The following is a 22,252-nucleotide window of genomic DNA, read 5'->3' on the forward strand; positions in this document are numbered from 1 at the left end:
CCCGCTTCGCCATCGGGACGGACCGTGATGCCGTCGCAGCGTCCGCCGACCGGGGTGCGGTCGTGGCGTCCACCAACTGGCGCTCTGCCGTGGCCTCCATCGACCGGTACGTATTCATGGCGTCCGCCGACCGGTGCGCGCTGACCGCGTCGACCAACTGGCGCGTGGCGACCGCATCCGCCGACAGTGTGGCCGTGGCATCGGAGACGGTTTCGGAGGAAACCGGTGTCCGCTCGCTCCATCCGGGCGGACCGAAGACGTACCCGAACCTGCCCCGCCACGAATTCGCATGGCGCACATCGCGAATCATCGCGGCGAGTTCGTGGTAGTTCACCTTCAGCGGATTGTCGGTCTCGATGTTCTTGGTGAGTCCGTAGCGGATCGGCTCGGACTTCTCGGCGAAGCTGCCGAACAGGCGATCCCAGACGATGAAGATGCCGCCGTAGTTCTTGTCGATGTACGGCTGGTTCGAGGCGTGGTGGATCCGGTGGTGGGCGGGGGTGTTGAACAGGAATTCGATCGGGCGCGGCAGGGTGTCGACGCGCTGGGTATGGATCGGGAACTGGTACAGCAGGCCGATGGCCTGGAGCAGGAAGATCATCCACGGAGGCAGGCCGATCAGCGCGGCGGGCACCCACGCGAATCCGCGCATGGTCGAGGCGACCGGATGCACCCACGACAACCTGATCGCGGTGGAGAGGTTGAAGTACTGGCTGGAGTGGTGGACGCTGTGCGCGGTCCACATCAGCCGGATCCGATGGTCGGCGCGATGGGCCCAGTAGTAGCAGAAGTCGGTGACGACGAATCCGAGCACCCACACCCACCAGTGCTGCGGCGACAGGTGCAGCGGCGTCAGTGCGGCGACGACGATCACCGCCGAGAACGGCACCAGATTCTGCGCCAGCGGCCGCAGTACGCGGCCGATCGTGTACGTGGCGATATTGGACGCCGTGTCACGCCCGGACTGTCCGTTGGCGGCGCGGTCGGGATCGCGGCGGTAGGCGATCCACTCCACGAGCATGAGCACGGCGAACGCGGGTACGGCGTAGATGAACAGCTGGGAACTATTCACGGGGTCTCCCTCCATTGGGTTCGCCTCTCACACTATGGCCGCTGACCTGGCTATACATCGCGCCGCCGGGGGATTCGCGATCCCCCACGCGGGGGATGCGCCCGCGCCGCCCAGCGGACACGGTGGCATCGGCGGGTCCGCGGTGGCGCGCGCCGCGCTGGGTAGGCTCGGCGGCGGCCCGACTGCGCGAAAGGTGGTGGCGAACTGTTCGACGTGACCAGGTCGCTGGCCAGGCAATCCCTCGTGGTCGCGATCACCGCTGCGGTGGTCGACACCACGATTCTGGCGCTGTGCGGGGTGTTCTCGACTGCTCCGTGGCAGACCCTGGCGGTGATGGCGGGCATCGTGGCGGCCGATCTGGCCCTGGCCGCTCCTCCGCGCACCGCCGCGGTGGTCGCCGTCGCGCAGGTCGTGGTCCGACTGGCGGAATCGGTGCTGATGATGCGGCACGGACTCACCGTGCGTTTCGCCGACGTCGGCTATCTGGTGGCCGGGTACCGCGCGGGTGCGTGGCTGACCGGCCTTCGCTCGTTTCTCACCGTCGCGATCCTGTGCGCGGGTTTCGTCACCGGGCATCTGCTGGTCGGAAGTGCCACCGCGGGCGATTGGCGGCTGCTGCTCGCCACCACGGTCAGCGTCGGCGTGGTTCCGTGGCTGGTCGGGCGCTACACGGCGGCTCGTGGCGCCTATATCGCCGATCTGGAACAGCAGGCGAGCCTGCGTGAGCAGGAACAGCGCACCGCGCTGGTGCGCGCGGTCGCCGATGAACGCGCCGCCATCGCCCGCGATCTGCACGACGTCATCTCCCACCACGTCAGCGCCATCGGGATCCACGCGGGCGCGGCGCGGCTCGCGCTGGCCGACGCGGGCGACACCGCCGCGACCCGTTCGCTGAGCGCGGTCGAATCGAGCAGTCGCGCGGCGATGGTCGATCTGCGCAGGCAGTTGGACATGCTGCACGGCCGCGAGGACGACAGCCAACGTCAGCCGGGCCTGTCCGATATCGACGGACTGATCGATCACGTCGGGGCGGCCGGGCTCGAGGTCGAAGTCGTCGTCGACGGCACTCCCGTGACGCTGCCCGATTCCCTCGACCTGACCCTGTACCGCATCGTGCAGGAGATCCTCACCAACGCCCTGCGGCACGGCGATCCCGGTCGCGCGCGCCTGGTGATCGGCTACCGGCGGGACCGGGTCACCATCGCGGCGTCGAATCCCGTTCCCGCCGTCACTGTCTCGTCGCCGGAGGTGCCCCGAGGTCTCGGCGGGATTCGCCGCCGCGCCGAATTGTTCGGCGGGACGGTGCGATACGGTCTCGATTCCACCGGACGCGAATGGCACGTCGACGTCGAGATACCGATCGGAGAATCGTGACCGGCCCCCTGCGCGTCCTGATCGCGGACGACCACAGCATGTTCCGGTCCGGACTGCGGGCCGTGGTCGACAGCCAAGCGGATCTGGAATGCGTGGCCGAGGTCGGCGACGGGCGCAGCGCCATCGCCGAAACGGCCCGCCTGCGCCCGGATGTCGCGATCCTGGATGTGCGGATGCCCAAACTGGACGGCCTCGCCGCCACCGAGTCGATCGTGGCCGCGGGCGGCACCCGCGTTCTGGTTCTCACCACCTACGACAGCGACGCCAACCTCTACCGCGCGCTGCGCGCCGGTGCCAGCGGATTCCTGTTGAAGAGCCTGCCACCGGAGGAACTGGTCGCCGCCATCCGTATCGCCGCCCGCGGCGACGCCCTCATCGACCCGTCGATGACCCGCCGTCTCATCGCGAATTTCGCGGGCACCCTCACACCCCCGCGGATCCCGCCCGAAGTCGATCAACTGACCGCCCGCGAACGCCAGGTCCTCCTGCTGCTCGCCGACGCGCGCAGCAACGCCGAAATCGCGGCCGAATTATGCGTCGGTGAGGAAACGGTCAAAACGCACGTCTCCCGCGTGCTGGCGAAACTCGGTGTGCGCGACCGGATTCACGCCGTCGTGTACGCGCATACACACGGACTGGTGACGCCGGGAGGGTGACCGCCGGTCATGCGCCCGGGAAGATGCACCCAGCGATCCGCGCGTGACCTCTGCGCCGATCCCGGAATATGCGAGGCCGTCGATCCGCACGTTGCGTAGACGAAGAAATGGCTCAGGCCCGGGAGATCGTAATCTCTCGGGCCTGAGCCTTTGTAGCGGGGACAGGATTTGAACCTGCGACCTCTGGGTTATGACAGACCGCGATACAGGCAGCTTCGACCAGCTTCGGATCTATGCCTCTACCAGGTGTGCGTCGCACGTCCGGACGGTCACGCGCCGCTACGACGATTCGTCGGATGGGCCATCGGCGGCTAGCGCGTCCACCAAGGCTTCGGCGCTCGTACGAATCGTGTCGCTCTCGGCGTGCTCCACCAGTACGAAGAGGTAGTCGAGAAACGCCCGGAGACCGAGTTCGTCCTTGGCGTTATCGGTTCGCGTGGCTCGTGAGACCGCCTCTCCCCCCAGGGTGAGCAACATATCCACGACGGTGGACATCGCCGTCTGCGGCGAGTCGTTCACTGCCTCGGCCACCGTCTGGACGAGGAATGCGCTGACCACCGATCTCTCGACGGTAGAGGTGGCGGACCGCTGCCTCGACCACAGGTTCTCGTCACGCTGCTTCTTTCCCGCGACGTAGGCACCGAGGTAGCCACGTTCGCGCGCCTCGCTCAACCATCGGCTCGCCGTGACGAGCGAAACTCCCCAGTGCTCCGATATCGCTTTGCGGGCCGAACCGCCGTCGGCTTCTGCCTCGACGTACCACCAGGCGACCTGCATGTAGTGTTCCGCGGGCCACGACCGCCCGGACTTGGGCATCTGAGTGCGGGCGTCGCCGAGCAGCCGCGAGACCCGTTGCTCCCATTCGGTTTTCAGTGCCCGTTTGACGCGGTCGAGGATCACACGCAGCTGTATTCGACGCAGCGCGGTCTGGGTGATCGCCACGGGCGCGGACGGATCACGCTGGCGCACCACCAACTCCGTGATCATCGGCGATCCGTTCACTAGGCGACCTTCGACCGTGTACTTCCACGGTCCCGGCAGGTCGTCGTATGTGACCACCACCCGTTCGGTCCCGTCGGCGTCGGCGAGTACCTGGCCGCCTGTGCCGGGGCCACCGAAGGGCGGAACGCTGAGCATCGCCGCGCCCTCGCCGTCGTCGGAAATGATAACCCCCTGACATAGTGATGTATCTCCGAGCGTAGACGACGCCCCTGCTCGGGGCGAGGCTGGATACCAGCGGACGGCCCCCAGGTGGCGGTCCCGGTCTGATGGACAACGAGAACGAAAGGCGTCATCAAGTGACATCTAGCTCCGCGAACCGGTCCGGTTCGCAGCCCGATCCCGACCGGTTGCCGTTGCGCTGGTTCGTGATCCTCGCGACCGCGGGCGCGAGCGGCACCGCCATCGGTGCGATCACCGAGGTGGCCGTCGGAGTCGGGGTCGCCCTCGGGGTCGTGGGCCTGCTGCATACGATCCTCGACCGGTAGCGGCCGGCCCGCCCGCCAGCCGTTGAGATGAGGTACCAGCTGGGTGTGTAGCTGGTGCGTCCTTTCTCGCTCTGTTCCGTCTGTCTTGGTGCCCATCCCTCACGGATCAAGGAGTCACCATGAGTACCAGCCCAAGTGAGTTCGAGGCGGCCGATCCCACCGACGCACCGGCCCAGTCTGCGGCGCCGACGTGTTGTGGCAGCGAACGGCAGTCGACCTGCTGCGATGAGAGCGAGAAGTCGTCGTGCTGCGCTCCGGCGGCGACGGCCGGGGGCGGGTGCGGCTGCCAGTAGCCCTCTCGGAACCAGGATGCGGTGCGAGCCACGTGGCTCGCACCGCATCTTCGTCGGGTCGTGGGAATGCCGAGGACCCGTGGCCGTTCGGACGCCGGGGTGGGAACTATTGGTCTGTGGGTGGTGCGTCGGTGCAGGCGCAGGTCTCACTGCGGGGTTGGTAGTCGTGGACGTGGCCGGTGCGGTCCTGGCTGATCTGGCAGCAGGCGTGGAGTTGGGCGTGTAGGGCGGCGCGTCCGCGTTGGACGCGGGATTTCATCCCGGATATCGAGATGTCCGCTTGCTTCGCGGCGGCGGCGTGGGTGTGGGCGTCGAGGTCGACCATCTTCACGGCGGCGGCTTGGTCGGCGGGAAGGGCCGCGAGCATCGGCACCAGGCACTTGGCGAGTTCTTTCTGTGCCGCGGTGTCGGTGTCGGGTCCGCCGTCGTTGGTGCTCGGGTGTTCCGGTACAACGTCGACGGGCAGTTCGCGGCGGTGGGGTGCGGAGCGGTAGTAGTCGGTAATCACGTTGCGGGTGATGGCATACATCCAGCCGAGGAGGCGGTCCTGATCGCGGAGGTCGTCGAGGCTTTTGGCCATCCGCAGGAACACGATAGAGAGGATGTCGTCGGCGTCTTCGGGGCGTGAGACGCGGCGGGCGATGAAGGTCCGCAGGTCGCTGGAGAAGCCGCGCCACAGTTGTTCGAGATCACTGTGCCGGTCCGGTGGTGTGGTCGTTGTGGTGGCCGCTGTGTGGTTCGTCATCTCTCCTCCTGCTCTGTGTCCAGCATCCTCGCCTGCCGCTGTGATCGCGACCCTCGATTCGTCCTGACCTGGTCCGATGAGGGCGACAGCGACCGGGTGCTGTCGTGCGTCCATCTGTGGGATGTCTCGTCTGTACGGGTGTCGATGTCGATTTCGGGTTCTCCGGTTCGACGTATCTGTAGGAGCGTTGAGGAGGTGAGAGAGCGATGCTGACCACACATCTGTTGTCGGGGCTGACCGATGAAGAGGTCGAACTGATCGTGGAGCAGGAACTGCATCTGCTCGACGCCGCCGCATGAGCGCCGCCGACCCCCGCAGCGGGCGTATCCGCTGAGACCACAGTCCCGCCGAGCCTCTACCTCACCGGTAGAGGCCATCGGCGTGTCCGGCTGTGGATGAGCGATGTGGACGCCGACAGCAGCTCCGTCCTTCCCTCGGCGGAGGAAAGGAGGGAGCGGTCGGGCGATTCGGTCAGTGCGCACGTGGCCGAATCCGGCGCATGAGGGCGGGGATCACGGTGACCGCGGCCCACAGTCCGATCGCCGCGACCAGAGCGGTGGCGGTATCGGTGAGGGTTGCGGTGCCGAGGACGTGTCCGCGTAGGGCGTCGGTGGCGTGGGCGACCGGGTTCACCGTGGCCATGGCTTGCATCCAGCCGGGCATGCTGTGGATCGGCGCGAACGCGCTGGAGACGAACATCAGCGGCATCATCGCCATCATCCCGGCGAACTGGACGACGTCGGGACGGCGCAGCCGGTCACCGATCAGTCCGAACAGGGCACTCATCGCCCCCGCCAGCACCACCAGGACCACGACCGCGGCCAGTGCGTCGATCGGGGTGCCGTGGAAGTCGAAACCCAGCGCCAGCGCGGCGATGCCGAGTAGCGCGGCTCTGGCGAGGGTGAACAGGGCTTCGTTGATGGTGCGTGCCAGGCCGGGCAGTGCCGTGCGCATCGGTAGGGCGGCGAATCGGTCGTGCAGGCCGTTGGTGTGGTCGATCGCGGCCGAGACTCCGGCGTTGGTGCCCGCCATCACCGTGGAGACCGCGAGCATGGCCGGGGTGAGGAAGTCGATGTAGCTGATCCCGGCGGGGAAGCCGGGTCCGGCGGCGACGCTGCGGAATACCTGGCTGAACAGGACGAGCATCGCCATCGGCATGGTGAGCGAGAACATCAGCAACTGCGGGACGCGGGCGCTGGTGCGCAGGTTGCGCACGGTCAGGGCGGCGAGCTGGTTCCCGATCGGGGAACGCCCGACCGCGGTCATGGTCGTGGTGGTCATCGGGCCGCTCCGGTCGTGACGTGGGTGAGGTGGGTGAAGACGTCGTCGAGGCTCGGGGACGTCACATCCAGGTCGGTGATCTCGAGTCCGTCGCGGTGCAGGTCGGCGACCAGCGCGGTCGCGGTGGGGGCGTCGGCGACGGTGACCGAAACCCCGACCCGGCTGCCCTCGGCCCGCTCGCTGTCGGGGGTGAAGGGAAGATCGGCGAGCTGTTCGGCGGGGACGGTGAGGTGCACGACCTTGCCGCCGATGATCTGTTTCAGCTCGGCGGGGGTGCCGCGCGCGGCGATCCGGCCGCGGTTGAGGATCACGATGTCGTCGGCGAGGCGGTCGGCTTCCTCGAGGTACTGGGTGGTGAGCACCACGGTGGTGCCCGCGGTGGTGAGTTCGTCGACGACGTCCCACAGTCCGGCGCGGGCCAGCGGGTCCAGACCGGTGGTCGGCTCGTCGAGGAACAGCACCGCCGGATCGGCGACCAGGCTCGCGGCAAGGTCGACGCGGCGGCGGGAACCACCGGAGAGTTCTCCGACGCGACGGCCGGCGTACTCGTGCAGCCCGAGCCGATCGATCAGAGTGTCGGCACGCGGGCGGGCGCGGCGGCGCAGCCCGGCCAGGCGGCCGATCAGCTCCAAATTCTCTCGTGCGGTGAGGAATTCATCGAGTCCGGCGTACTGGCCGGTCACCCCGATCCGGCGGCGAACCTCGGTGGCGTCGGCCACCACGTCCAGGCCCGTGATCTCCACGCGGCCGACCGTCGGCCGGACCAGGGTGGTCAGGGCGCGGATCAGGGTGGTTTTCCCGGCGCCGTTGTGGCCGAGCACCCCCAGCGTCGTCCCTGTGGCGGCGTACAGATCGACACCGTCGAGCGCCCACGTGCTGCCGTAGGCGACATGCAGATCCTCGACCACGACCGTCGGGGCGCTCATCGCGCACCAACCAGATGCCGATCGGCGAGGTGGTGGCGGAGCCGGTGAATGGTCATCGCGGGGATTCCTCTCGGAAGGCGGTGTGCTCGCATCCGGGTGGATGGGAGTCCGCTTCTTCAGACGAACCAGGCGCGAATTGGACGCAGCACCGCGGATCCGGGGGCCGCTGTTGAGATCGCGAGCGCGTAGTCCCGGGCGCCCATGCGGCGAGCAGGACACAGTGGCGCACGGCGGCGATCACGCCACATCACGCAGCTGAGTCGCGAGCCGGGCGGCGTCGCGGCCCACGCCCCGCAGCGAGGCCGAGGACAGGCTGCGTTGCCATTCGAGGCCGACGTAGCCGAGTCCGGCGTGGGTGGTGGACAGTCCTTTGCCGTGGCGCGGTGCCCCGGCGGCGGTCAGCGCGCCGATGTTGTTGAGATAGGCGGGGTTCGGTGTGTATCCGGTCGCCAGGATGACGGTATCGACGGGGGTGGTGGTGTCGGGCCAGAGTGCGGAATCAATGCGCAGGGTGGTGAACATCGGTCGGTGTTCGGGTTTGTTCGCGGCGATGGCCGATTTGTAGTGCCCGGTGTCGAAGACCGGTGCGGTCGGGGGTCGTCGCAGCAGATATCCGATGGGTGCGGTGTCGATTCCGGTGAGGGTGAACCAGAAGTGCATGTCGCGGCCGAGGGGGCGTTGGGGCACGAACTTGACCGGTGTCCGGCTGGCGAGGGTGACGGTGGCGTGTTCGGCGAGTTCGGTGGCGATCTGGACCGCGGAGTTTCCCGCCCCGACCACGATGACATGTCGGTCAGTGAATTCGGTGGGTGACCGGTATCGACCGGCGTGGACGATGTTTCCGGTGAATAGGTCTTGTCCAGTTAGCTCGGGGATGCGCGGTGTACCGAATCCGCCGGTCGCGGCGACCAGCCGGGGTGCGGTGAAGCCCGCTCCGGTGTCGGTGTGGGCGGTGAAATGGTGTCCGTCGTGGGTGACGGTGTCGACGCGGTGATGGGTGTGGATGTCGGCGTCGAGTGTTTTCGCGTACTGGCGCAGGTAGTCGATGACTTCGTCGCGGTGTGGATACCGGTCGGGGTCGCCGGGGAATGGGAGTCCGGGCAGGGCACTGTACTTCGCGGGTGAGAACAGGGTGAGGCTGTCGTAGTAGTGCGGCCAGGACCCGACGGGTTCGGGTCCGGCTTCGAGCAGGGCGACGGACAGGCCGTGTTTGCGGAGGTGGTGGGTGGCGGCCAGTCCTGATTGGCCGCCACCGATGACGAGGGCGTCGTAGCGGGTGGTCACTGGTGGCGTCCTCGAAGATCAGAGTGTGGGGTCGTGTCTGGGTACCGAGGCGAACGCGACGGCCGCGGCCACGACGGCGAGCGCGGCCAGGAGCAGGTAGGTGTTGGCGTAGCTGCCCGTCCATGCGCTCAGTGCGGTGCCCGCCCAAGGGGCCAACGCCATGACGATGACGACCGGTGCGGACATGAGTCCGCTGAGACGTCCGTAATGTGTTGCGCCCCATCGTTCGGTGATCGCGGTGGCCTGGATCAGGGTCATGATCCCGCGCACCAGTCCAGCGCCGATCGAGACGCCGATCAGGACCACGACCGTGGTGCCCAGTCCGAGTAACGCGGTCGCGGCGGCCGTCGCGGCGAAGGCCGTCACAATCCGAACACGCGGGCCGGTGGCAGCAGCGAGTGGGAGGTAGCCGATGCGGCCCAGGACTTGCCCCGCTCCGCCCAGACCCAAGGTGAGCGCAGCCAGCGACGGGGAGAATCCGCGTTCGATCAGCAGCGGTACCAGGTTGAACACTCCGGCGAAGGCGGTGAACGCACCCAGGCTCAACGCGACCACCAGGGCCAGGAAGGCGGGGCTGCGGGCGACGGCGTTGTGGTCGGCGTGGAAGCTGTTCGCTGGCGGTGGTGGGTGTGGCCAGGGTCCGTGTAGCCCGAGCCAGTGGGCGGGGATGGTCACGATCGCCAGGATCGCGGTGAGGATGAGATAGGTTGCGCGCCAATCGGTGTGCTGGACCAGCGTGGCTGTCAAGGGCGCGAAGACGGTGCTGGCGAGTCCGGCGGCGAGGGTGAGGATCATCAACGCTTTCACGTGCCCGGTGCCGTACCAGCGGGTCAGGGCGGCGAAGGCGGGTGGGTAGAGCACCGCGCCCATCGCGATCCCGGCGGCGATCCAGCCGGTGAAGAACAGCGCTAGGTTCGGTGCGGTCGCCACCACGATCAGCGAGGGAATGGCCAGGACGGAACCGAGGGTCATGATGGCGCGCGGGCCGGTGCGGTCGATGAGTCGTCCGACCGGGATTCCGGTGAGCGCGGCGGCGAGCTGACTCAACGAGAAGGCGGCGGTGATCGTCGGTGCCGACCAGCCGGTGTCGTGGGTGATCGAAACCGACAGGACAGGGAAGGCGTAGTAGAGGATTCCCCAGCTGGTGATCTCGGTCAGGCACAAGGTCGCCAGCACCCGACGCAGACCGGTAGCGGTGAGGCCACCGGTCTGCGGGGCAACAGTGATGTCGCTCAACAGCTCACCCTCGCGCAGGCACGGCGCTGCCGAGGGTGATCAGTTCCGGTTGCGGTGCTCCGCAGCAGCCACCATCACCGTTGTCGGCGGCGGTTTTGGTGGCGTTGGGGTCGTCGAAGACTCCGGCGCCGCCGCAGACTCCGGTGTCGGGCAGGGCGAGTTCGACGCGGGTCGCGGCTTCGTGATCCCCGGCGATCGCGGCGGCGATGGAGCGGACCTGTTCGTAGCCGGTCATCGCAAGGAAGGTCGGGGCGCGGCCGTAGCTTTTCATCCCGGCCAGGAACACGTTTGGTTCTGGATGCGAGAGTTCGGTGACGCCGTGGGGGTAGACGGTGCCGCAGGAGTGGACGTTCGGGTCGATCAACGGCGCGAGCTGGGTCGGGGCTTGCAGGACCGGGTCCAGGCCGAGGCGGATCTCCGACAGCCATGACAGGTCGGGCCGGAACCCGGTCAACACGACCACGCGGTCGACGTCGTCGAGGCGTTGCCCGTTGTCGGAGATGAGGGTGTGTCGGCCGCTGGTGTCGGGCTCGATCGCGGCGGTGCGGAATCCGGTCACCACCCGCAGATGCCCCGCCTCGACGGCGGCCTTGGCGCGTTGTCCGAGCGCGCCGCGCGCGGGCAGCTGGTCGGAGTCCCCGCCGCCGAAGGTGTTCGCGGTGTCGCCTCGGCGCAGGACCCAGCTGATCAGGGTGCCCGGTTCGGTCTCGGCGAGCCCGGCCAGGGCGATGATGGCGGTGAGCGCGGAGTGCCCGCTTCCGGCGATCACGATGTGGCGTCCGGCGTAGCGGGCACGCACCCGCGGGTCATCCAGGTCGGGCACCCGGTAGTCGATCACCGCTGTGGCGGCGGTTTCGCCGAGTGCGGGAAGTCCCTCGCCGCCGAGGGGATTGGGCGTGGTCCAGGTGCCGGAGGCGTCGATCACCGCCCGTGCGAGCACGCGGTCTTCGGTGCCGTCGGCGCGACGGACGTGCACCGACAGCGGTTCGGTGTCGCGACCGGCATCCACCACACGGTCACGGCCGCGGCGGGCGACGCCGACCACTTCGGTGTTCAGGTGCACGGTGTCGCCGAGCGCATCAGCTAGCGGGATCAGGTAGTCGCGGGCCCAGTCCTGCCCGGTCGGGTAGGCGTTGACGTTGGGGGCGCTCCAGCCGGTGGTGTCGAGGAGGTGGCGGGCGGCGGGGTCGATGAGTTCGGCCCAGCGGGAGAACACGCGGACGTGGTTCCACTGCGACACCGCGGCTCCTGCGGTGTCGCCGCGCTCGAACACCAGGACAGGGAGGTCGCGTTCGCGGAGTTGGGCGGCGGCGGCCAGGCCGATCGGTCCGGCTCCTACGACGACGACGGGCAGTTGGTTCATGATCCCGATTCCTTTCATCGACGGTCATCGATCATTCGATTCGAACTGTATCGACGTACGTCGATCAATGCAACCATCGATGCTGGTCGATATAGTGGTGGGTATGACGTCCCTGGATATGCCGATCGTGCGCAGCGGTGAAGCCACGTGGGAGGACACGCTCACCATCGGCGACGCGACGACCTACGCGGCGTGGTTCACCTGCCTTGCCGACCCGACCCGCGTGCGGTTGCTGCACCAGGTCGCCACCCGCCCGTCCGGGATCACCGTCGGCGAACTCGCCGAAGCCCTCGGTATCGGGCAGCCCACCATCTCCCATCACGTGCGCAAACTCGCCGACGTCGGATTCGTCAACGTCCACAAGGACCGCACCTCCACGGTCGTGAAGGTCAACCCCGCCTGCTGCACCGGCCTGCCCCATGCCGCCGACGCGGTCATGGGAGTGCTGGCCCAGCGTCCGTGCTGCCCGACCGATCTCCCCGACGACGTGTCAGTGCGTGCGATGACCGACGCCGATTGGGACGCGGTGCTGCGCATCTACGGTGAAGGCATCGCCACCGGCAACGCCACCTTCGCCACCGAGGCCCCCGCCCGAGAAACCTTGGACGCCCGATGGCTACCCGGACACCGGTGGATCGCCGAGATCGACGGCGACGTCGTCGGCTGGGCGGCATTGAGTTCGGTGTCCGGTCCCGACACGTTCAAGGGGGTGGCCGAGAACTCGGTCTATGTCGCCGAGGACAAGCGCGGGCGTGGAGTCGGAAAGGCGTTGCTGCACAAGCAGGTCATCGCCGCCGACGAAGCAGGGCTGTGGACCTTGCAGACCTCGATCTTCCCGGAGAACCGCGCCGGCATCGCCCTGCACCACTCTGCCGGATACCGCACCATCGGTGTGCGCGAACGCATCGGCCAGCGCGAGGGCGTGTGGCGCGACACGGTCGTTCTCGAACGCCGGAGCCCGGTCAACTGACACCCGGTGCACCTCGACGCGGTTCGCCGTTCGCGGTGCCGGTCGTTCGCTCGACGCCGAGATCGACTCTTCTTCGGATCAGGCCGACATGGAGGTGCCGTGATGGTCCGTCGGGTCGGCTCGGCACCGAGGGGACTGTTCGCTCGGTCAGGTCAGGTCAGGCCGGGGTGCGTACATGATGACGGCGACGCCGATCAGGCACAGGGCGGCACCGGCGAGGTCGTAGCGGTCGGGACGGAATCCGTCCAAGGCCAGTCCCCACAGCAGTGATCCGGCGACGAAGACGCCGCCGTAGGCGGCGAGGATGCGCCCGAAGTGGGCATCGGGTTGCAGGGTGGCGACGAATCCGTACAGTCCTAGCGCGATGACACCGGCGCCGATCCATGCCCAGCCACGGTGTTCGCGCACGCCTTGCCAGACCAGCCAGGCACCGCCGATCTCGGCGACGGCGGCCAGGACGAACAACAGGATCGAACGCGCACCGGTCATGACCGGTGAGCCTACGAAAGCGGGCTCACCGCGTCGCGGCGGTGGTGGCGCAGCCACATCCAGCGTTGGCGCGCCCGCCGGGATCGGTGGTGCCGGACTCGGTGGCACAGCCGGTGCGACGGCCGCGGGTCCGTGACCAGATCAGTCCGGCCACACCGATCGCGAGCAGGCCGAATCCGAGGGGTTCGAGCCACGACAGGCTCACCAGCAGTGTCCCGCTGCCGAGCAACCCGGCGGCGATCAGGATCGGTACCAGGCAGCACGCCACACACAGGGTCGCGCCGAGCCCGATCGGCGCCCACCAGCGGCGCGCGGTCTTGCTCTGTTCAGCAGCCACAACGGCCTCCTTCGGTGATCGCGGCGGGGTGTGTGTCGAAGGGCACTGGGCAGCAAGGGCTTTCGCTGCATGCGAGCAGGTCGTCGCATCCAGCGGCCAGCGCGGCGCGCAAGGTATCGCGTACTGCGGTCAGTTCGACGAGTTTGGCATCGACCTCGGCGAGTTTGGCGGTGGCGCGGGCCTGCAACCCGGCATCGGCCCGGCGATGCCCGAACCTGGTCGCTTCGAGCAACTCCGCGACCTCCTCGAGGGTGAACCCGAGTCGCTGGGCGGCTTTGATCACCCGCAAGACCGACAGTGCCTGCTCCGGATACATCCGATGCCCGCCCAGGGATCGGTCCGGTTCGGCGAGCAGCCCACGCCGTTCGTAGTAGCGCAATGTCTGGGCGTTCACCCCGGCCGCCGCGGCCAGTTCACCGCTGCGCATCCCGGTCATCGACCGGCCCCGGCGACCGCGGCACGGGCGCGTTCGGTGAGTGCGTCGAGAACCTCGACGTAGGCGACGGGTGCCTCGATCCGCATCACCGTCCCGGCCGGGGTGTCCTCGAAGGTGAAGGTGAAGGTGAAGAACGAGCAGCAGGTCGACTCCCGCGCGGCGAGATCGCGCCCGACCGACTCGGCGTCGAAGGCGTCGGTGAGTGTCAACTCCAGGCGTGTGGAATCAGCGCGGCGGGCGGTGCGCACGGAGTCGGCGAAGAACGCGTCGAATTCGGCCAGCCGTGTCGGGCGTTGCACGGTCGGTAGCGTGCACGCCGAAAGATTCATCATCGGATCGGAATGATCGTCGGTGGTCATGAATTCACGGTAAGCCTGTACCCAGGTACCGGATGCAACCCCGAATTTGTGGGCCGCCACCGGCCCGGCCGGGATCGGTCCTCGGCTGAGCGCCATCGGCGAAGTCGACTTCCGGTCGGTTGTGCCTGGCTGTGCCCGACAGGGCGTTCACTCGGTGTTTGCTTGCGATGCAGTTCGACAACTGTCAATATCGATCCATGTCTAAGTCGCAGCTCGCGATCACGCCGGTGCAGGAGTGTGCGCCGTCCCCGGTGGTGCGCCCACCGCTCTCGGCCGAGGCCGCCGTGCCGCTGGCAGCGGTATTCAAGGCGTTGTCGGATCCGGTTCGGCTGCGGGTATTGAGCGCGGTGGCCAGCCGCGCCGACCACGAAGCGTGTGTGTGCGACCTGTCCGAGGGCATCGATGTGACCCAGCCGACGATCTCGCATCACCTGAAGGTGCTGCGCGAAGCGGGACTGCTCAGCAGTGAACGCCGCGCGTCGTGGGTGTACTACCGGGTTGAGCCCGCCGTCTTGCAACAGTTGTCGACCTTCCTTGCCGACACCGTGCCGGGGAGTGACCGATGAGCGGGTTGGCGCGGCGGTTGGTCGCGGAGTTCGTGGGCAGTGCGTTGCTGGTCGCGGTGGTCGTCGGTTCCGGGATCGCCGCCGAGCAACTTTCCCCCGGCAATACCGGCTTGCAGTTGCTGGAGAACTCGACCGCGACGGTATTCGGTCTGGGCGTGCTGATTCTGGTGTTCGGCCCGGTCTCGGGTGCGCATTTCAACCCTGTTGTCTCACTGGCGGATTGGTGGATTGGACGTCGCAGCGGCACTGGCCTCGGCGGTGGCGAGGTCCTGGCCTACATCGGCGCGCAGGTCGCCGGGTGTTCGGCCGGGGCGGTGTTGGCCAATGTGATGTTCGAGGTCGGTGCGTTCCAGGTCTCCACCCATGACAGGGTCAGTGATGGTCATCTGGTCGGTGAGGTGGTGGCCACGGCGGGGTTGCTGGCGGTGATCTTCGCGCTGGCGCGCACAGGCCGGGCGGCGATGTCGGCGGCGGCGGTGGGGGCCTATATCGGTGCGGCGTACTGGTTCACCAGTTCGACCTCCTTCGCCAATCCGGCGGTCACGGTGGGCCGGATGTTCTCCGACACCTTCGCCGGTATCGCGCCGGGCTCGGTACCCGCCTTCGTCGGCGCGCAGGTCCTGGGCGCGGTGCTGGGGTTGGGGTTGATCGTGTGGCTGTATCCCGGCAGCGCCGCGACCGCGGACAACGTCGTGGTTCCCCACGACAACCCCGAGCCCGAAAAGCTCCCTCGAGTCTGAAAGGAACACCCTCACATGGCATCCAAACCCAGTGTGTTGTTCGTCTGCGTCCACAACGCCGGACGCTCGCAGATGGCCGCCGGTTTCCTGGCACATCTGGCCGGGGAGGCGATCGAGGTCCGCTCGGCGGGCAGCGCCCCGGCCGAGTCGTTGAATCCCGCCGCAGTGGCGGCGATGACCGAAGTCGGGATCGACATCACCACCCAGTTCCCGAAGATCCTCACCTACGACGCGGTGGAGACCTCCGATGTGGTGATCACCATGGGCTGCGGTGACACCTGCCCGGTGCTGCCCGGAGTGAGCTACCGCGACTGGCAACTCGAGGACCCGGCAGGCAAAGGCGTCGAAGCGGTACGCCCGATCCGCGACGATATCCGCGCACGCGTCGAGGCTCTCATCGCCGAACTACTGCCCACCCACGCCTGAACGAGGAGTCGTTGTGCCGACCGTAGAGATCTTCGAACCCGCGCTGTGCTGCAACACCGGTGTGTGCGGCCCCGACCTCGACCAGGCCCTGGTGGAATTCTCCGCTGACATGGACTGGGCGCGCAGGCAAGGCGCGGCCGTGATCCGCTACAACCTCGCCGGTGACCCGATGGCGTTCGCCACCAGCGACACCGCGCGAAAGTTCCTGGAAGTCGCTGGCTCCGAGGGACTTCCCCTCGTGGTCGTGGACGGCGTCACCGCATTGACCGGCCGCTACCCGACCCGCGCCCAGATCGCGGGCTGGGCAGGGCTGGCGGCCGTCGAGTCGGCAAGCGAGGCTGTGGTCGCCCCGGCAGGTATTGCGCTGCTGGGGTTGTCCGAGACCGAGGGCTGTCAACCCGACAGCGGCTGTTGCTGAGCGCCGTGGCCACACCCGGATTCCTCACCGACGCGCCCCGATTCCTGCTGTTCACCGGCAAAGGCGGGGTCGGGAAGACTTCCGTGGCGTGCGCGTCGGCGGTGGCCCTGGCCCGCCGAGGGCGCCGCGTGCTGCTGGTCAGCACCGACCCCGCCGCGAACCTCGGACACGTCTTCGGACGCACTGTCGGAGCGAGGGTGACCGCGCTGGACGCGGTGCCCGGACTGTCACTGCTCGAGATCGACCCCGCGCAGACCGCTGACGCCTACCGTGAACGAATCATCGCACCGGTCCGAAATCTGCTGCCCGCCAAAGAGATCGAGACGATCACCGAGCAGCTATCGGGGTCGTGCACCACCGAGATCGCCTCGTTCAACGAGTTCACGAATCTGCTCAGCGACGGCGACAACGGTTTCGATCATGTCGTGTTCGACACCGCGCCCACCGGCCACACCATCCGGTTACTGCGGCTGCCCGGAGCGTGGACCGAATTCCTCGACACGGGCAAGGGTGATGCCTCCTGCCTGGGTCCACTGTCTGGCCTGGACAAACATCGTGCCGCCTACGCGGGCGCGGTAGCAGCGCTCCAAGATCCGGCACGCAGCCGCTTGGTGCTCGTGGCCCGGGCCCAGACCTCGACGCTGACCGAACTCGACCGCACCGCGAACGAACTGGCGTCCACCGGCATCACCGGCCGCTACCTGGTCCTCAACGCCCTGCTCCCCGACACCGGCGGCGACGATCCACTCGCCACAGCGCTGCACGCGCGCGAGCAGGCCGCGATCGAGGCGATGCCTGCGGCGCTGGCCGAACTACCTTGCGACCGTGTCGAACTCGCCCCGGGCGATATCGTCGGTGTCGGCGCTCTCGAGTGTTTCTTCGACGATCATCACCCACCGGTACACGCGCTCGATGTGGCGTCGACGCCTGTTCCCGACGCGCCGTTGGCTCGTCTCGTCGACGAGATCGAGGCAGGCGGGCACGGGTTGATCCTGTGTATGGGCAAGGGCGGTGTCGGCAAGACCACCGTCGCCGCCGCGCTCGCGGTCGCGCTGGCTTCCCGAGGCCATGATGTGCATCTGACCACTACCGATCCCGCCGCCCACCTGCACACCACTCTGCCCGAGGCCGTGGCGAATCTGGAGGTGTCGCGGATCGACCCGGCCGAGGCCACCGACCGCTACCGGCAACGAGTCATGGCCACCAAAGGCACCAACCTCGACGCCGAGGGGCAGTCGGCGCTGGCGGAGGATCTGCGGTCGCCGTGCATCGAGGAAGTCGCGGTGTTCCAAGCCTTTTCGCGCATCGTTCATGAGTCCCGGCGACGGTTCGTCATCGTCGATACCGCACCCACCGGGCATACCTTGCTGCTACTGGACGCGACCGGCTCCTACCACCGTGAAGTCGCCCGCCAGATGGGCGAGCACCAGTCCTTCACCACACCGTTGATGCGGTTGCAGGACCCCGCCCAGACCAAGATCGTGCTCGTCACCCTCGCCGAGACGACCCCGGTCCTGGAAGCAGCCGAACTGCAAGCCGATCTGCAACGCGCGGGTATCACCCCGTGGGCGTGGGTGATCAACAACTGCGTCGCCGCAGCCGGTCCTTCCACACCGCTGCTGCGCCGTCGCGCACGAGGTGAGAGCGACGAGATCCACACCGTCGCCACCCGATACGCCACCCGGTTGGCCATCGTGGGTGCCCGCACCCAGGATCCGACCGGGGTCGAAGCGTTGACCGAACTCATCGGCACCGGCGGCCTCACCACCTCGGTGTAGGCCGGGTTCATGACCACAGCGTGGCGAGTGGTCAGACGGTCAGGGCTTGGCGGTGAGCGCTGAGCTGGTGCTCGCGTCCCGGGCTTGGGTGAGCGGAAAGCTCAGGCGAGGGTGGTGATGTCGAGTTCGACGAGCAGGCGGCGGACACGTTCCTCGATCTCGTCGCGGATCGGGCGCACCGAGGCCAGGTCTTGTCCGGAGGGGTCTTCGAGTACCCATTCCTCGTAGCGGCGGCCCGGGTACACCGGGCAGGCGTCGCCGCAGCCCATGGTGATGATCACGTCGGCGGCCTGCACGATCTCCTCGGTCCATGGTTTGGGGAATTCGCTGGTGATGTCGATACCGACTTCGGTCATCGCCGCTATCGCGGCCGGGTTGATCTCCGCGCCGGGTTCGGAACCGCCCGACCAGGCCACCGCCTGATCACCGGCGAGGTGGGTGAAGTACCCGAGGGCCATTTGCGAGCGTCCGGCGTTGTGGGTGCACAGGAACAGCACCGTCGGCTTGCTGTCGACGACCTTGCCCTCCACGCGTGCCAGCGCGCGCAGGCGTTGGCGGGCGAAGCGTTCGGCGAGCAGCGGTAGGTAGTTGACCACCGTCGCGTGTCCGGCGAATTGATCGTAGGAGGAGTGCAGGAACCGTTCGATGGTCTCCAGCCCGAAGGTGTCGGCGAACTCGGTCTGCAATCGCGTGGCGGCGGTCTTGAGCGCCAGCTTCTGGTCGATGGTCAGATCCTCGCGCGCGTAGGCGGCGGGGGCGACGGGGCTTTCGGGCATGGCGAACTCCAGTTTGTTCGACGGGAACAGCGTTGTATGGGCAGGTTGGATCAGGGAGCGGGCTGGGTGGCGGGGGTGATGGTGACGGCGATGCGATCGATGCGTTGGCGGATCTGGTCCAGGGCGAGGTCGAACGCGGCGTCGGTGCCGGCGGGCACCGGATCGGGGATCGACCAGTGCAGGCGTGCGGAGTCGGCGGGCAGTTCCTCGTGGGCGTTGTCGCACACCGCGATCACCAGGTCCCCCGGCTGCACCAGCCCTCCGACGGCGCGGGGCGGCTGGGGTCGCAGCGGGATCCGGTGCCGCCGGGCGGCGGCGACCGCGCCCGGGTGCACTCTCTCGGCGGGATGGGTACCGGCCGAGGTGGCTGGTACCTCGCTGCGCTGCGTCCATGCGGCCACCGCCAACTGTGAGCGTGCGGTATTGCGGCTGCATACGAACACCACCCGTTGTGCGGGGATCACGCTGCGTGGCAGCAGATGTCCTCCGAAATCGGTCACCAGACGCAGATAGCTACGGCGTCGATCGCCTTCCGAGCGTTCCTTGCGGACCAATCCCGCACGTTCGAGGACCAGTACGTGGTGGGCCAGCAGGTTGGTCGGGATGGTCAATCGTGCGCACAGCTCCGAGGACGCCATGTCGCCGGTGGCCAATGTGTCCACGATCTGCACCCGTGTGACGTCGGCGAGCGCGGCGTGCACCTCGGCACGCCGCTCCACCGACCATAATCCCTCAGTAGTCATTGACTCAATAATCACTGATCTAATATCGTGGGTCAAGCGCAAGGCAGTGCCCGGCGACGGCGACTCGGACTCGAGTCGCCATCTCCGGGCCGACCCGAGCGCACAGATCCCTGTGGAGCAGGGACTCCGAAATCCGCAGGGCCTCAACGTCAATCGATGATCACCGATCTCCAACGGATCGACTGCCGTCGATCGCCCGTCGCTGCCACCAACAGCGCTGTCGCACCCGAAATCCTTCGATCCAGAGATCTGCCCCACGAGTTTCAGCCGGTCGCGGCTGACATCGGACCGACCAGGAAGGCACACTCGACATGGCTATCCGTCAGGCCAGACGCCTGCATGTTCTCGCGCTCGCCACCATCACCGCACTGGCCCTGACCTCATGCGGAGGCGACGATCCGGAACCAGAGGCTCCACTGTCGGGGCCGGTGGTGATCGACGGGTCCAGCACGGTCGAACCGCTTTCGGTGGCCGCGGGCAATCTGTTCACGGCCGAACATCCCGATGTCCAGGTCGCAGTCACCGCGTCCGGCACCGGAGGCGGGTTCAAGAAGTTCTGCGCCGGACAGATCGACATCTCCGACGCCTCGCGGGCGATGAGCGGCGCCGAGTCCAAAGCCTGTGGGGAGCGCGGGGTGATCTTCAGCGCGTTGCAGGTCGCCAACGACGCGCTCACCGTCGTGGTCCACAAGGACAACACCTGGGCCACCTGCCTGACCGTCGAGCAGTTGAAGAAGATGTGGGAGCCGGGCTCGACGGTCAAGAGCTGGAACGAGATCGACCCCGCCTTCCCCAACGAACCGTTGTCCCTGTTCGGGGCGGGCACCGAATCGGGCACTTTCGACTACTTCACCCAGGCCATCACCGGGAAAGAGGGCGCGAGCCGCACCGACTACCGCGCCAGCGAAGACGACAACGACACCGTCACCGGCGTCGCCGCCGCCAAGGGAGCGCTCGGCTACTTCGGTTTCTCCTACTACGAGGACAACACCGACAAACTCCGGGCGGTCCAGATCGACAGCGGCAAAGGCTGTATCGCACCGTCGGTGCCCACCGCCCAGGACGGCAGCTACAAACCCCTCGCCCGGCCGTTGTTCATCTACCTCACCGACACCGCGTTGAAGAAGCCGCAGGTGGAGAAGTTCGCCGAGTTCTACATCAACAACAACGCCAAGATCGTCGCTACGGCCGGATTCATCCCGATGACCAGCCCGCAACTCTCCCAAGCCCGCGCTGAACTGGCCGACATCGTCGAAACCGCCGGACAGTAACCCGCCCCTGCGACCACAGTCCCGGCCTCGACCGATCGGTCACCGCCGCGACGGTGCTCGCACCATCGGTTCATACCCGCCGTGTGGGTATCGACAGCGATCGATACCTACACGGCGGCAACGACTTCGACCGAAAGGATCTCAGAGCAGTGAGCACGAAACCGGCAGTGTTGTTCGTGTGCGTGAAGAACGGCGGCAAATCCCAGATGGCCGCCGGGCTGATGCGCAAGGCAGCAGGAGAACAAGTCGACACCTACTCCGCGGGCACCCGCCCCGGCACCGCACTCAACGAACTGTCGGTGCAATCGCTGCGGGAAGTCGACGTCGACCTGAGTCAGGAAGCTCCCAAACCGATCGACCCACGCCTGCTGCGCGCGGTCGATCTGGTAATCACCCTCGGCCGCGAAGCCCACATCGAACCCGTCGAAGGCGTACGGATCATCAACTGGGACACCGACGAACCCTCCGAACGCGGAATCGAAGGCATCGAACGCATGCGCCTGGTCCGCGACGATATCGCCGCGCGCGTCCATGAACTGCTCGCCGAACTCACCCCACCGGCCTGACCAATCCGTGTCGCGCCTTCAGCGCGGGAGGGGTGTGCGCGGCGGCTACATCAGGTCGGGTGCCGGATCGAGTGCGCGACGGCGGCACACCGGCAGGCTCGGCGCAGCGACCGCGACGAGCGCGGGACGCGGAGCCGCGGCCCGTGCGATCCGGTAGACGCGATCCGGATAACCCGGTGAGTCCGGCAACGGTCGAGGGTCCGACACGGCATGGTGGTCGTCATCGGCGGCCCCGGATCGATACACCGCGGTCATGGCACCTCCGTGACGTATCGATCTCTCGGGCCGCCGTCGCGGTGACTGCGGAGTCGTTGCGAAAGAAGGATCGACGCGCGCTGCCCCGGTAGGTCAGTTCACCGACAGCTACTATAGTGCGAACGTATGTTCGAGGAATGGGGCGACCTAAGCTAAGGGATGCTGTCCGAGCTGTATCACGCGCAGGCGCTCACCGACATCAGCCAGATCCTCCATGAGCGTGGCGTCAGGCCCAAGGATCAACACATCCCAACTGTTCCAGCGAACACCGCTGCTATCGAGGCTGTCGACGCTTCCCGTGTACTTGCTCACTTCCAGCCTTACGGGGTGGAAGGGCTCGCCGATCGTGCCTGCGATAAGTACTCGCGGGGAGACACCCGCATCGTAGGTGACCATGTAGAGACC

The 22,252-nt window shown here is 67.5% G+C and carries 26 protein-coding genes and 1 pseudogene; 11 read left to right on the forward strand and 16 right to left on the reverse strand.

The window, feature by feature from the left end:
• Positions 1-202 precede the first annotated feature (202 nt).
• Positions 203-1,087, reverse strand: a pseudogene (locus OG225_RS27360) (sterol desaturase family protein); the annotation flags it as partial.
• 198 nt (positions 1,088-1,285) lie between these two features.
• Here OG225_RS27360 and OG225_RS27365 point away from each other — a divergent pair.
• Positions 1,286-2,446, forward strand: coding sequence for a sensor histidine kinase (locus OG225_RS27365; RefSeq protein ID WP_405177886.1), 1,161 nt, complete (start codon positions 1,286-1,288; stop codon positions 2,444-2,446).
• Positions 2,443-3,102, forward strand: a complete 660-nt coding sequence (locus OG225_RS27370; protein WP_405177887.1) for a response regulator — start codon at positions 2,443-2,445, stop codon at positions 3,100-3,102. The genes OG225_RS27365 and OG225_RS27370 overlap by 4 nt, the downstream gene beginning before the upstream one ends.
• A 279-nt stretch (positions 3,103-3,381) precedes the next feature.
• On the opposite strand, the gene OG225_RS27375 is transcribed toward OG225_RS27370, so the two are convergent.
• Positions 3,382-4,239, reverse strand: coding sequence for a hypothetical protein (locus OG225_RS27375; protein WP_405177888.1), 858 nt, complete (start codon positions 4,237-4,239; stop codon positions 3,382-3,384).
• Between the two features lie 161 nt (positions 4,240-4,400).
• Here OG225_RS27375 and OG225_RS27380 point away from each other — a divergent pair, with 161 nt between their 5' ends.
• Positions 4,401-4,589: a hypothetical protein gene (locus tag OG225_RS27380; protein ID WP_405177889.1), complete on the forward strand. Its 189-nt coding sequence runs from the start codon at positions 4,401-4,403 to the stop codon at positions 4,587-4,589.
• Between the two features lie 399 nt (positions 4,590-4,988).
• On the opposite strand, the gene OG225_RS27385 is transcribed toward OG225_RS27380, so the two are convergent.
• The 6 genes from OG225_RS27385 to OG225_RS27410 all read right to left on the reverse strand — a co-directional run bounded on the left by OG225_RS27385 (position 4,989) and on the right by OG225_RS27410 (position 11,717).
• Complete coding sequence (locus OG225_RS27385) at positions 4,989-5,627, reverse strand: sigma-70 family RNA polymerase sigma factor (protein WP_405177890.1); 639 nt, start codon at positions 5,625-5,627, stop codon at positions 4,989-4,991.
• Between the two features lie 471 nt (positions 5,628-6,098).
• Entirely contained in the window at positions 6,099-6,908 is an 810-nt protein-coding gene (locus OG225_RS27390; RefSeq protein WP_405177891.1) for an ABC transporter permease, read from the reverse strand.
• The gene (locus tag OG225_RS27395) at positions 6,905-7,834 is read right to left on the reverse strand and encodes an ATP-binding cassette domain-containing protein (RefSeq protein ID WP_405177892.1); all 930 of its coding nucleotides are present in this window, start codon (positions 7,832-7,834) and stop codon (positions 6,905-6,907) included. The genes OG225_RS27390 and OG225_RS27395 overlap by 4 nt, the downstream gene beginning before the upstream one ends.
• Before the next feature lie 237 nt (positions 7,835-8,071).
• Positions 8,072-9,118 carry a flavin-containing monooxygenase gene (locus tag OG225_RS27400; RefSeq protein ID WP_405177893.1) on the reverse strand — a complete coding sequence of 349 codons (1,047 nt, stop codon included), beginning with the start codon at positions 9,116-9,118 and terminating at the stop codon, positions 8,072-8,074.
• Positions 9,119-9,136: 18 nt separating this feature from the next.
• The gene (locus OG225_RS27405) at positions 9,137-10,354 is read right to left on the reverse strand and encodes an MFS transporter (RefSeq protein ID WP_405177894.1); all 1,218 of its coding nucleotides are present in this window, start codon (positions 10,352-10,354) and stop codon (positions 9,137-9,139) included.
• A 4-nt stretch (positions 10,355-10,358) separates the two neighbouring features.
• Positions 10,359-11,717 carry an FAD-dependent oxidoreductase gene (locus OG225_RS27410; RefSeq protein WP_405177895.1) on the reverse strand — a complete coding sequence of 453 codons (1,359 nt, stop codon included), beginning with the start codon at positions 11,715-11,717 and terminating at the stop codon, positions 10,359-10,361.
• 103 nt (positions 11,718-11,820) lie between these two features.
• Between OG225_RS27410 and OG225_RS27415 the strand changes: the two genes are divergently transcribed.
• Complete coding sequence (locus OG225_RS27415) at positions 11,821-12,687, forward strand: helix-turn-helix domain-containing GNAT family N-acetyltransferase (RefSeq protein ID WP_405177896.1); 867 nt, start codon at positions 11,821-11,823, stop codon at positions 12,685-12,687.
• A 147-nt stretch (positions 12,688-12,834) separates the two neighbouring features.
• Here the strand turns inward: OG225_RS27415 and OG225_RS27420 are convergent, their stop codons facing one another.
• The 4 genes from OG225_RS27420 to OG225_RS27435 are packed head-to-tail and all read right to left on the reverse strand — an operon-like array spanning position 12,835 to position 14,308.
• Complete coding sequence (locus OG225_RS27420; protein WP_405177897.1) at positions 12,835-13,176, reverse strand: YnfA family protein; 342 nt, start codon at positions 13,174-13,176, stop codon at positions 12,835-12,837.
• A 25-nt stretch (positions 13,177-13,201) separates the two neighbouring features.
• Positions 13,202-13,513, reverse strand: a complete 312-nt coding sequence (locus OG225_RS27425) for a hypothetical protein (protein WP_405177898.1) — start codon at positions 13,511-13,513, stop codon at positions 13,202-13,204.
• A complete protein-coding gene (locus OG225_RS27430; RefSeq protein WP_405177899.1) occupies positions 13,503-13,949 on the reverse strand; it encodes a MerR family transcriptional regulator in 447 nt (148 codons plus the stop codon). The genes OG225_RS27425 and OG225_RS27430 overlap by 11 nt, the downstream gene beginning before the upstream one ends.
• On the reverse strand, positions 13,946-14,308 hold the full coding sequence (locus OG225_RS27435; RefSeq protein ID WP_405177900.1) for a hypothetical protein: 363 nt from the start codon (positions 14,306-14,308) through the stop codon (positions 13,946-13,948). Before OG225_RS27435 ends, OG225_RS27430 begins: the two co-directional genes overlap by 4 nt.
• 197 nt (positions 14,309-14,505) lie before the next feature.
• On the opposite strand from OG225_RS27435, the gene OG225_RS27440 reads away from it, so the two are divergent.
• Genes OG225_RS27440 through arsA form a run of 5 tightly spaced genes read left to right on the forward strand, consistent with a single transcriptional unit; the run spans position 14,506 to position 18,236 of the window.
• Positions 14,506-14,874 carry an ArsR/SmtB family transcription factor gene (locus tag OG225_RS27440; protein WP_405177901.1) on the forward strand — a complete coding sequence of 123 codons (369 nt, stop codon included), beginning with the start codon at positions 14,506-14,508 and terminating at the stop codon, positions 14,872-14,874.
• Entirely contained in the window at positions 14,871-15,614 is a 744-nt protein-coding gene (locus OG225_RS27445) for an aquaporin (RefSeq protein WP_405177902.1), read from the forward strand. The genes OG225_RS27440 and OG225_RS27445 overlap by 4 nt, the downstream gene beginning before the upstream one ends.
• A 15-nt stretch (positions 15,615-15,629) precedes the next feature.
• Positions 15,630-16,040 (forward strand): arsenate reductase ArsC, encoded by a 411-nt coding sequence (locus tag OG225_RS27450; protein ID WP_355091356.1) that lies wholly within the window; start codon positions 15,630-15,632, stop codon positions 16,038-16,040.
• Positions 16,041-16,053: 13 nt separating this feature from the next.
• The gene (gene arsD / locus OG225_RS27455) at positions 16,054-16,458 is read left to right on the forward strand and encodes an arsenite efflux transporter metallochaperone ArsD (RefSeq protein ID WP_405177903.1); all 405 of its coding nucleotides are present in this window, start codon (positions 16,054-16,056) and stop codon (positions 16,456-16,458) included.
• Positions 16,459-16,463: 5 nt separating this feature from the next.
• The gene (gene arsA, locus OG225_RS27460; RefSeq protein WP_405177904.1) at positions 16,464-18,236 is read left to right on the forward strand and encodes an arsenical pump-driving ATPase; all 1,773 of its coding nucleotides are present in this window, start codon (positions 16,464-16,466) and stop codon (positions 18,234-18,236) included.
• 101 nt (positions 18,237-18,337) lie between these two features.
• On the opposite strand, the gene OG225_RS27465 is transcribed toward arsA, so the two are convergent.
• Positions 18,338-19,012 carry an arsenate reductase ArsC gene (locus OG225_RS27465; protein WP_405177905.1) on the reverse strand — a complete coding sequence of 225 codons (675 nt, stop codon included), beginning with the start codon at positions 19,010-19,012 and terminating at the stop codon, positions 18,338-18,340.
• Positions 19,013-19,062: 50 nt separating this feature from the next.
• Complete coding sequence (locus OG225_RS27470) at positions 19,063-19,755, reverse strand: ArsR family transcriptional regulator (RefSeq protein ID WP_405177906.1); 693 nt, start codon at positions 19,753-19,755, stop codon at positions 19,063-19,065.
• Positions 19,756-20,066: 311 nt separating this feature from the next.
• On the opposite strand from OG225_RS27470, the gene OG225_RS27475 reads away from it, so the two are divergent.
• Positions 20,067-21,026 carry a PstS family phosphate ABC transporter substrate-binding protein gene (locus tag OG225_RS27475; RefSeq protein WP_405177907.1) on the forward strand — a complete coding sequence of 320 codons (960 nt, stop codon included), beginning with the start codon at positions 20,067-20,069 and terminating at the stop codon, positions 21,024-21,026.
• A gap of 149 nt (positions 21,027-21,175) precedes the next feature.
• On the forward strand, positions 21,176-21,592 hold the full coding sequence (locus OG225_RS27480) for a low molecular weight phosphatase family protein (RefSeq protein WP_405177908.1): 417 nt from the start codon (positions 21,176-21,178) through the stop codon (positions 21,590-21,592).
• A 45-nt stretch (positions 21,593-21,637) separates the two neighbouring features.
• Here OG225_RS27480 and OG225_RS27485 read toward each other — a convergent pair whose 3' ends face one another.
• Both OG225_RS27485 and OG225_RS27490 read right to left on the reverse strand, forming a co-directional pair.
• Complete coding sequence (locus OG225_RS27485) at positions 21,638-21,847, reverse strand: hypothetical protein (RefSeq protein WP_405177909.1); 210 nt, start codon at positions 21,845-21,847, stop codon at positions 21,638-21,640.
• Positions 21,848-21,994: 147 nt separating this feature from the next.
• On the reverse strand, positions 21,995-22,243 hold the full coding sequence (locus OG225_RS27490) for a hypothetical protein (RefSeq protein WP_405177910.1): 249 nt from the start codon (positions 22,241-22,243) through the stop codon (positions 21,995-21,997).
• Positions 22,244-22,252: the final 9 nt, after the last annotated feature.

The organism is Nocardia sp. NBC_01377, assembly GCF_045040005.1.
Taxonomy (GTDB): domain Bacteria; phylum Actinomycetota; class Actinomycetes; order Mycobacteriales; family Mycobacteriaceae; genus Nocardia; species Nocardia noduli.

Coding starts and splice junctions, on each gene's coding strand:
- OG225_RS27385 (WP_405177890.1), bottom strand. CDS start 5,627: ATGACGAACCACACAGCGGCCACCACAACGACCACACCACCGGACCGG.
- OG225_RS27470 (WP_405177906.1), bottom strand. CDS start 19,755: ATGACTACTGAGGGATTATGGTCGGTGGAGCGGCGTGCCGAGGTGCAC.
- OG225_RS27420 (WP_405177897.1), bottom strand. CDS start 13,176: ATGACCGGTGCGCGTTCGATCCTGTTGTTCGTCCTGGCCGCCGTCGCC.
- OG225_RS27430 (WP_405177899.1), bottom strand. CDS start 13,949: ATGACCGGGATGCGCAGCGGTGAACTGGCCGCGGCGGCCGGGGTGAAC.
- OG225_RS27415 (WP_405177896.1), top strand. CDS start 11,821: ATGACGTCCCTGGATATGCCGATCGTGCGCAGCGGTGAAGCCACGTGG.
- OG225_RS27395 (WP_405177892.1), bottom strand. CDS start 7,834: ATGAGCGCCCCGACGGTCGTGGTCGAGGATCTGCATGTCGCCTACGGC.
- OG225_RS27435 (WP_405177900.1), bottom strand. CDS start 14,308: ATGACCACCGACGATCATTCCGATCCGATGATGAATCTTTCGGCGTGC.
- OG225_RS27490 (WP_405177910.1), bottom strand. CDS start 22,243: ATGGTCACCTACGATGCGGGTGTCTCCCCGCGAGTACTTATCGCAGGC.
- OG225_RS27445 (WP_405177902.1), top strand. CDS start 14,871: ATGAGCGGGTTGGCGCGGCGGTTGGTCGCGGAGTTCGTGGGCAGTGCG.
- OG225_RS27390 (WP_405177891.1), bottom strand. CDS start 6,908: ATGACCACCACGACCATGACCGCGGTCGGGCGTTCCCCGATCGGGAAC.
- OG225_RS27485 (WP_405177909.1), bottom strand. CDS start 21,847: ATGACCGCGGTGTATCGATCCGGGGCCGCCGATGACGACCACCATGCC.
- OG225_RS27375 (WP_405177888.1), bottom strand. CDS start 4,239: ATGCTCAGCGTTCCGCCCTTCGGTGGCCCCGGCACAGGCGGCCAGGTA.
- OG225_RS27475 (WP_405177907.1), top strand. CDS start 20,067: ATGGCTATCCGTCAGGCCAGACGCCTGCATGTTCTCGCGCTCGCCACC.
- OG225_RS27450 (WP_355091356.1), top strand. CDS start 15,630: ATGGCATCCAAACCCAGTGTGTTGTTCGTCTGCGTCCACAACGCCGGA.
- OG225_RS27465 (WP_405177905.1), bottom strand. CDS start 19,012: ATGCCCGAAAGCCCCGTCGCCCCCGCCGCCTACGCGCGCGAGGATCTG.
- OG225_RS27410 (WP_405177895.1), bottom strand. CDS start 11,717: ATGAACCAACTGCCCGTCGTCGTCGTAGGAGCCGGACCGATCGGCCTG.
- OG225_RS27440 (WP_405177901.1), top strand. CDS start 14,506: ATGTCTAAGTCGCAGCTCGCGATCACGCCGGTGCAGGAGTGTGCGCCG.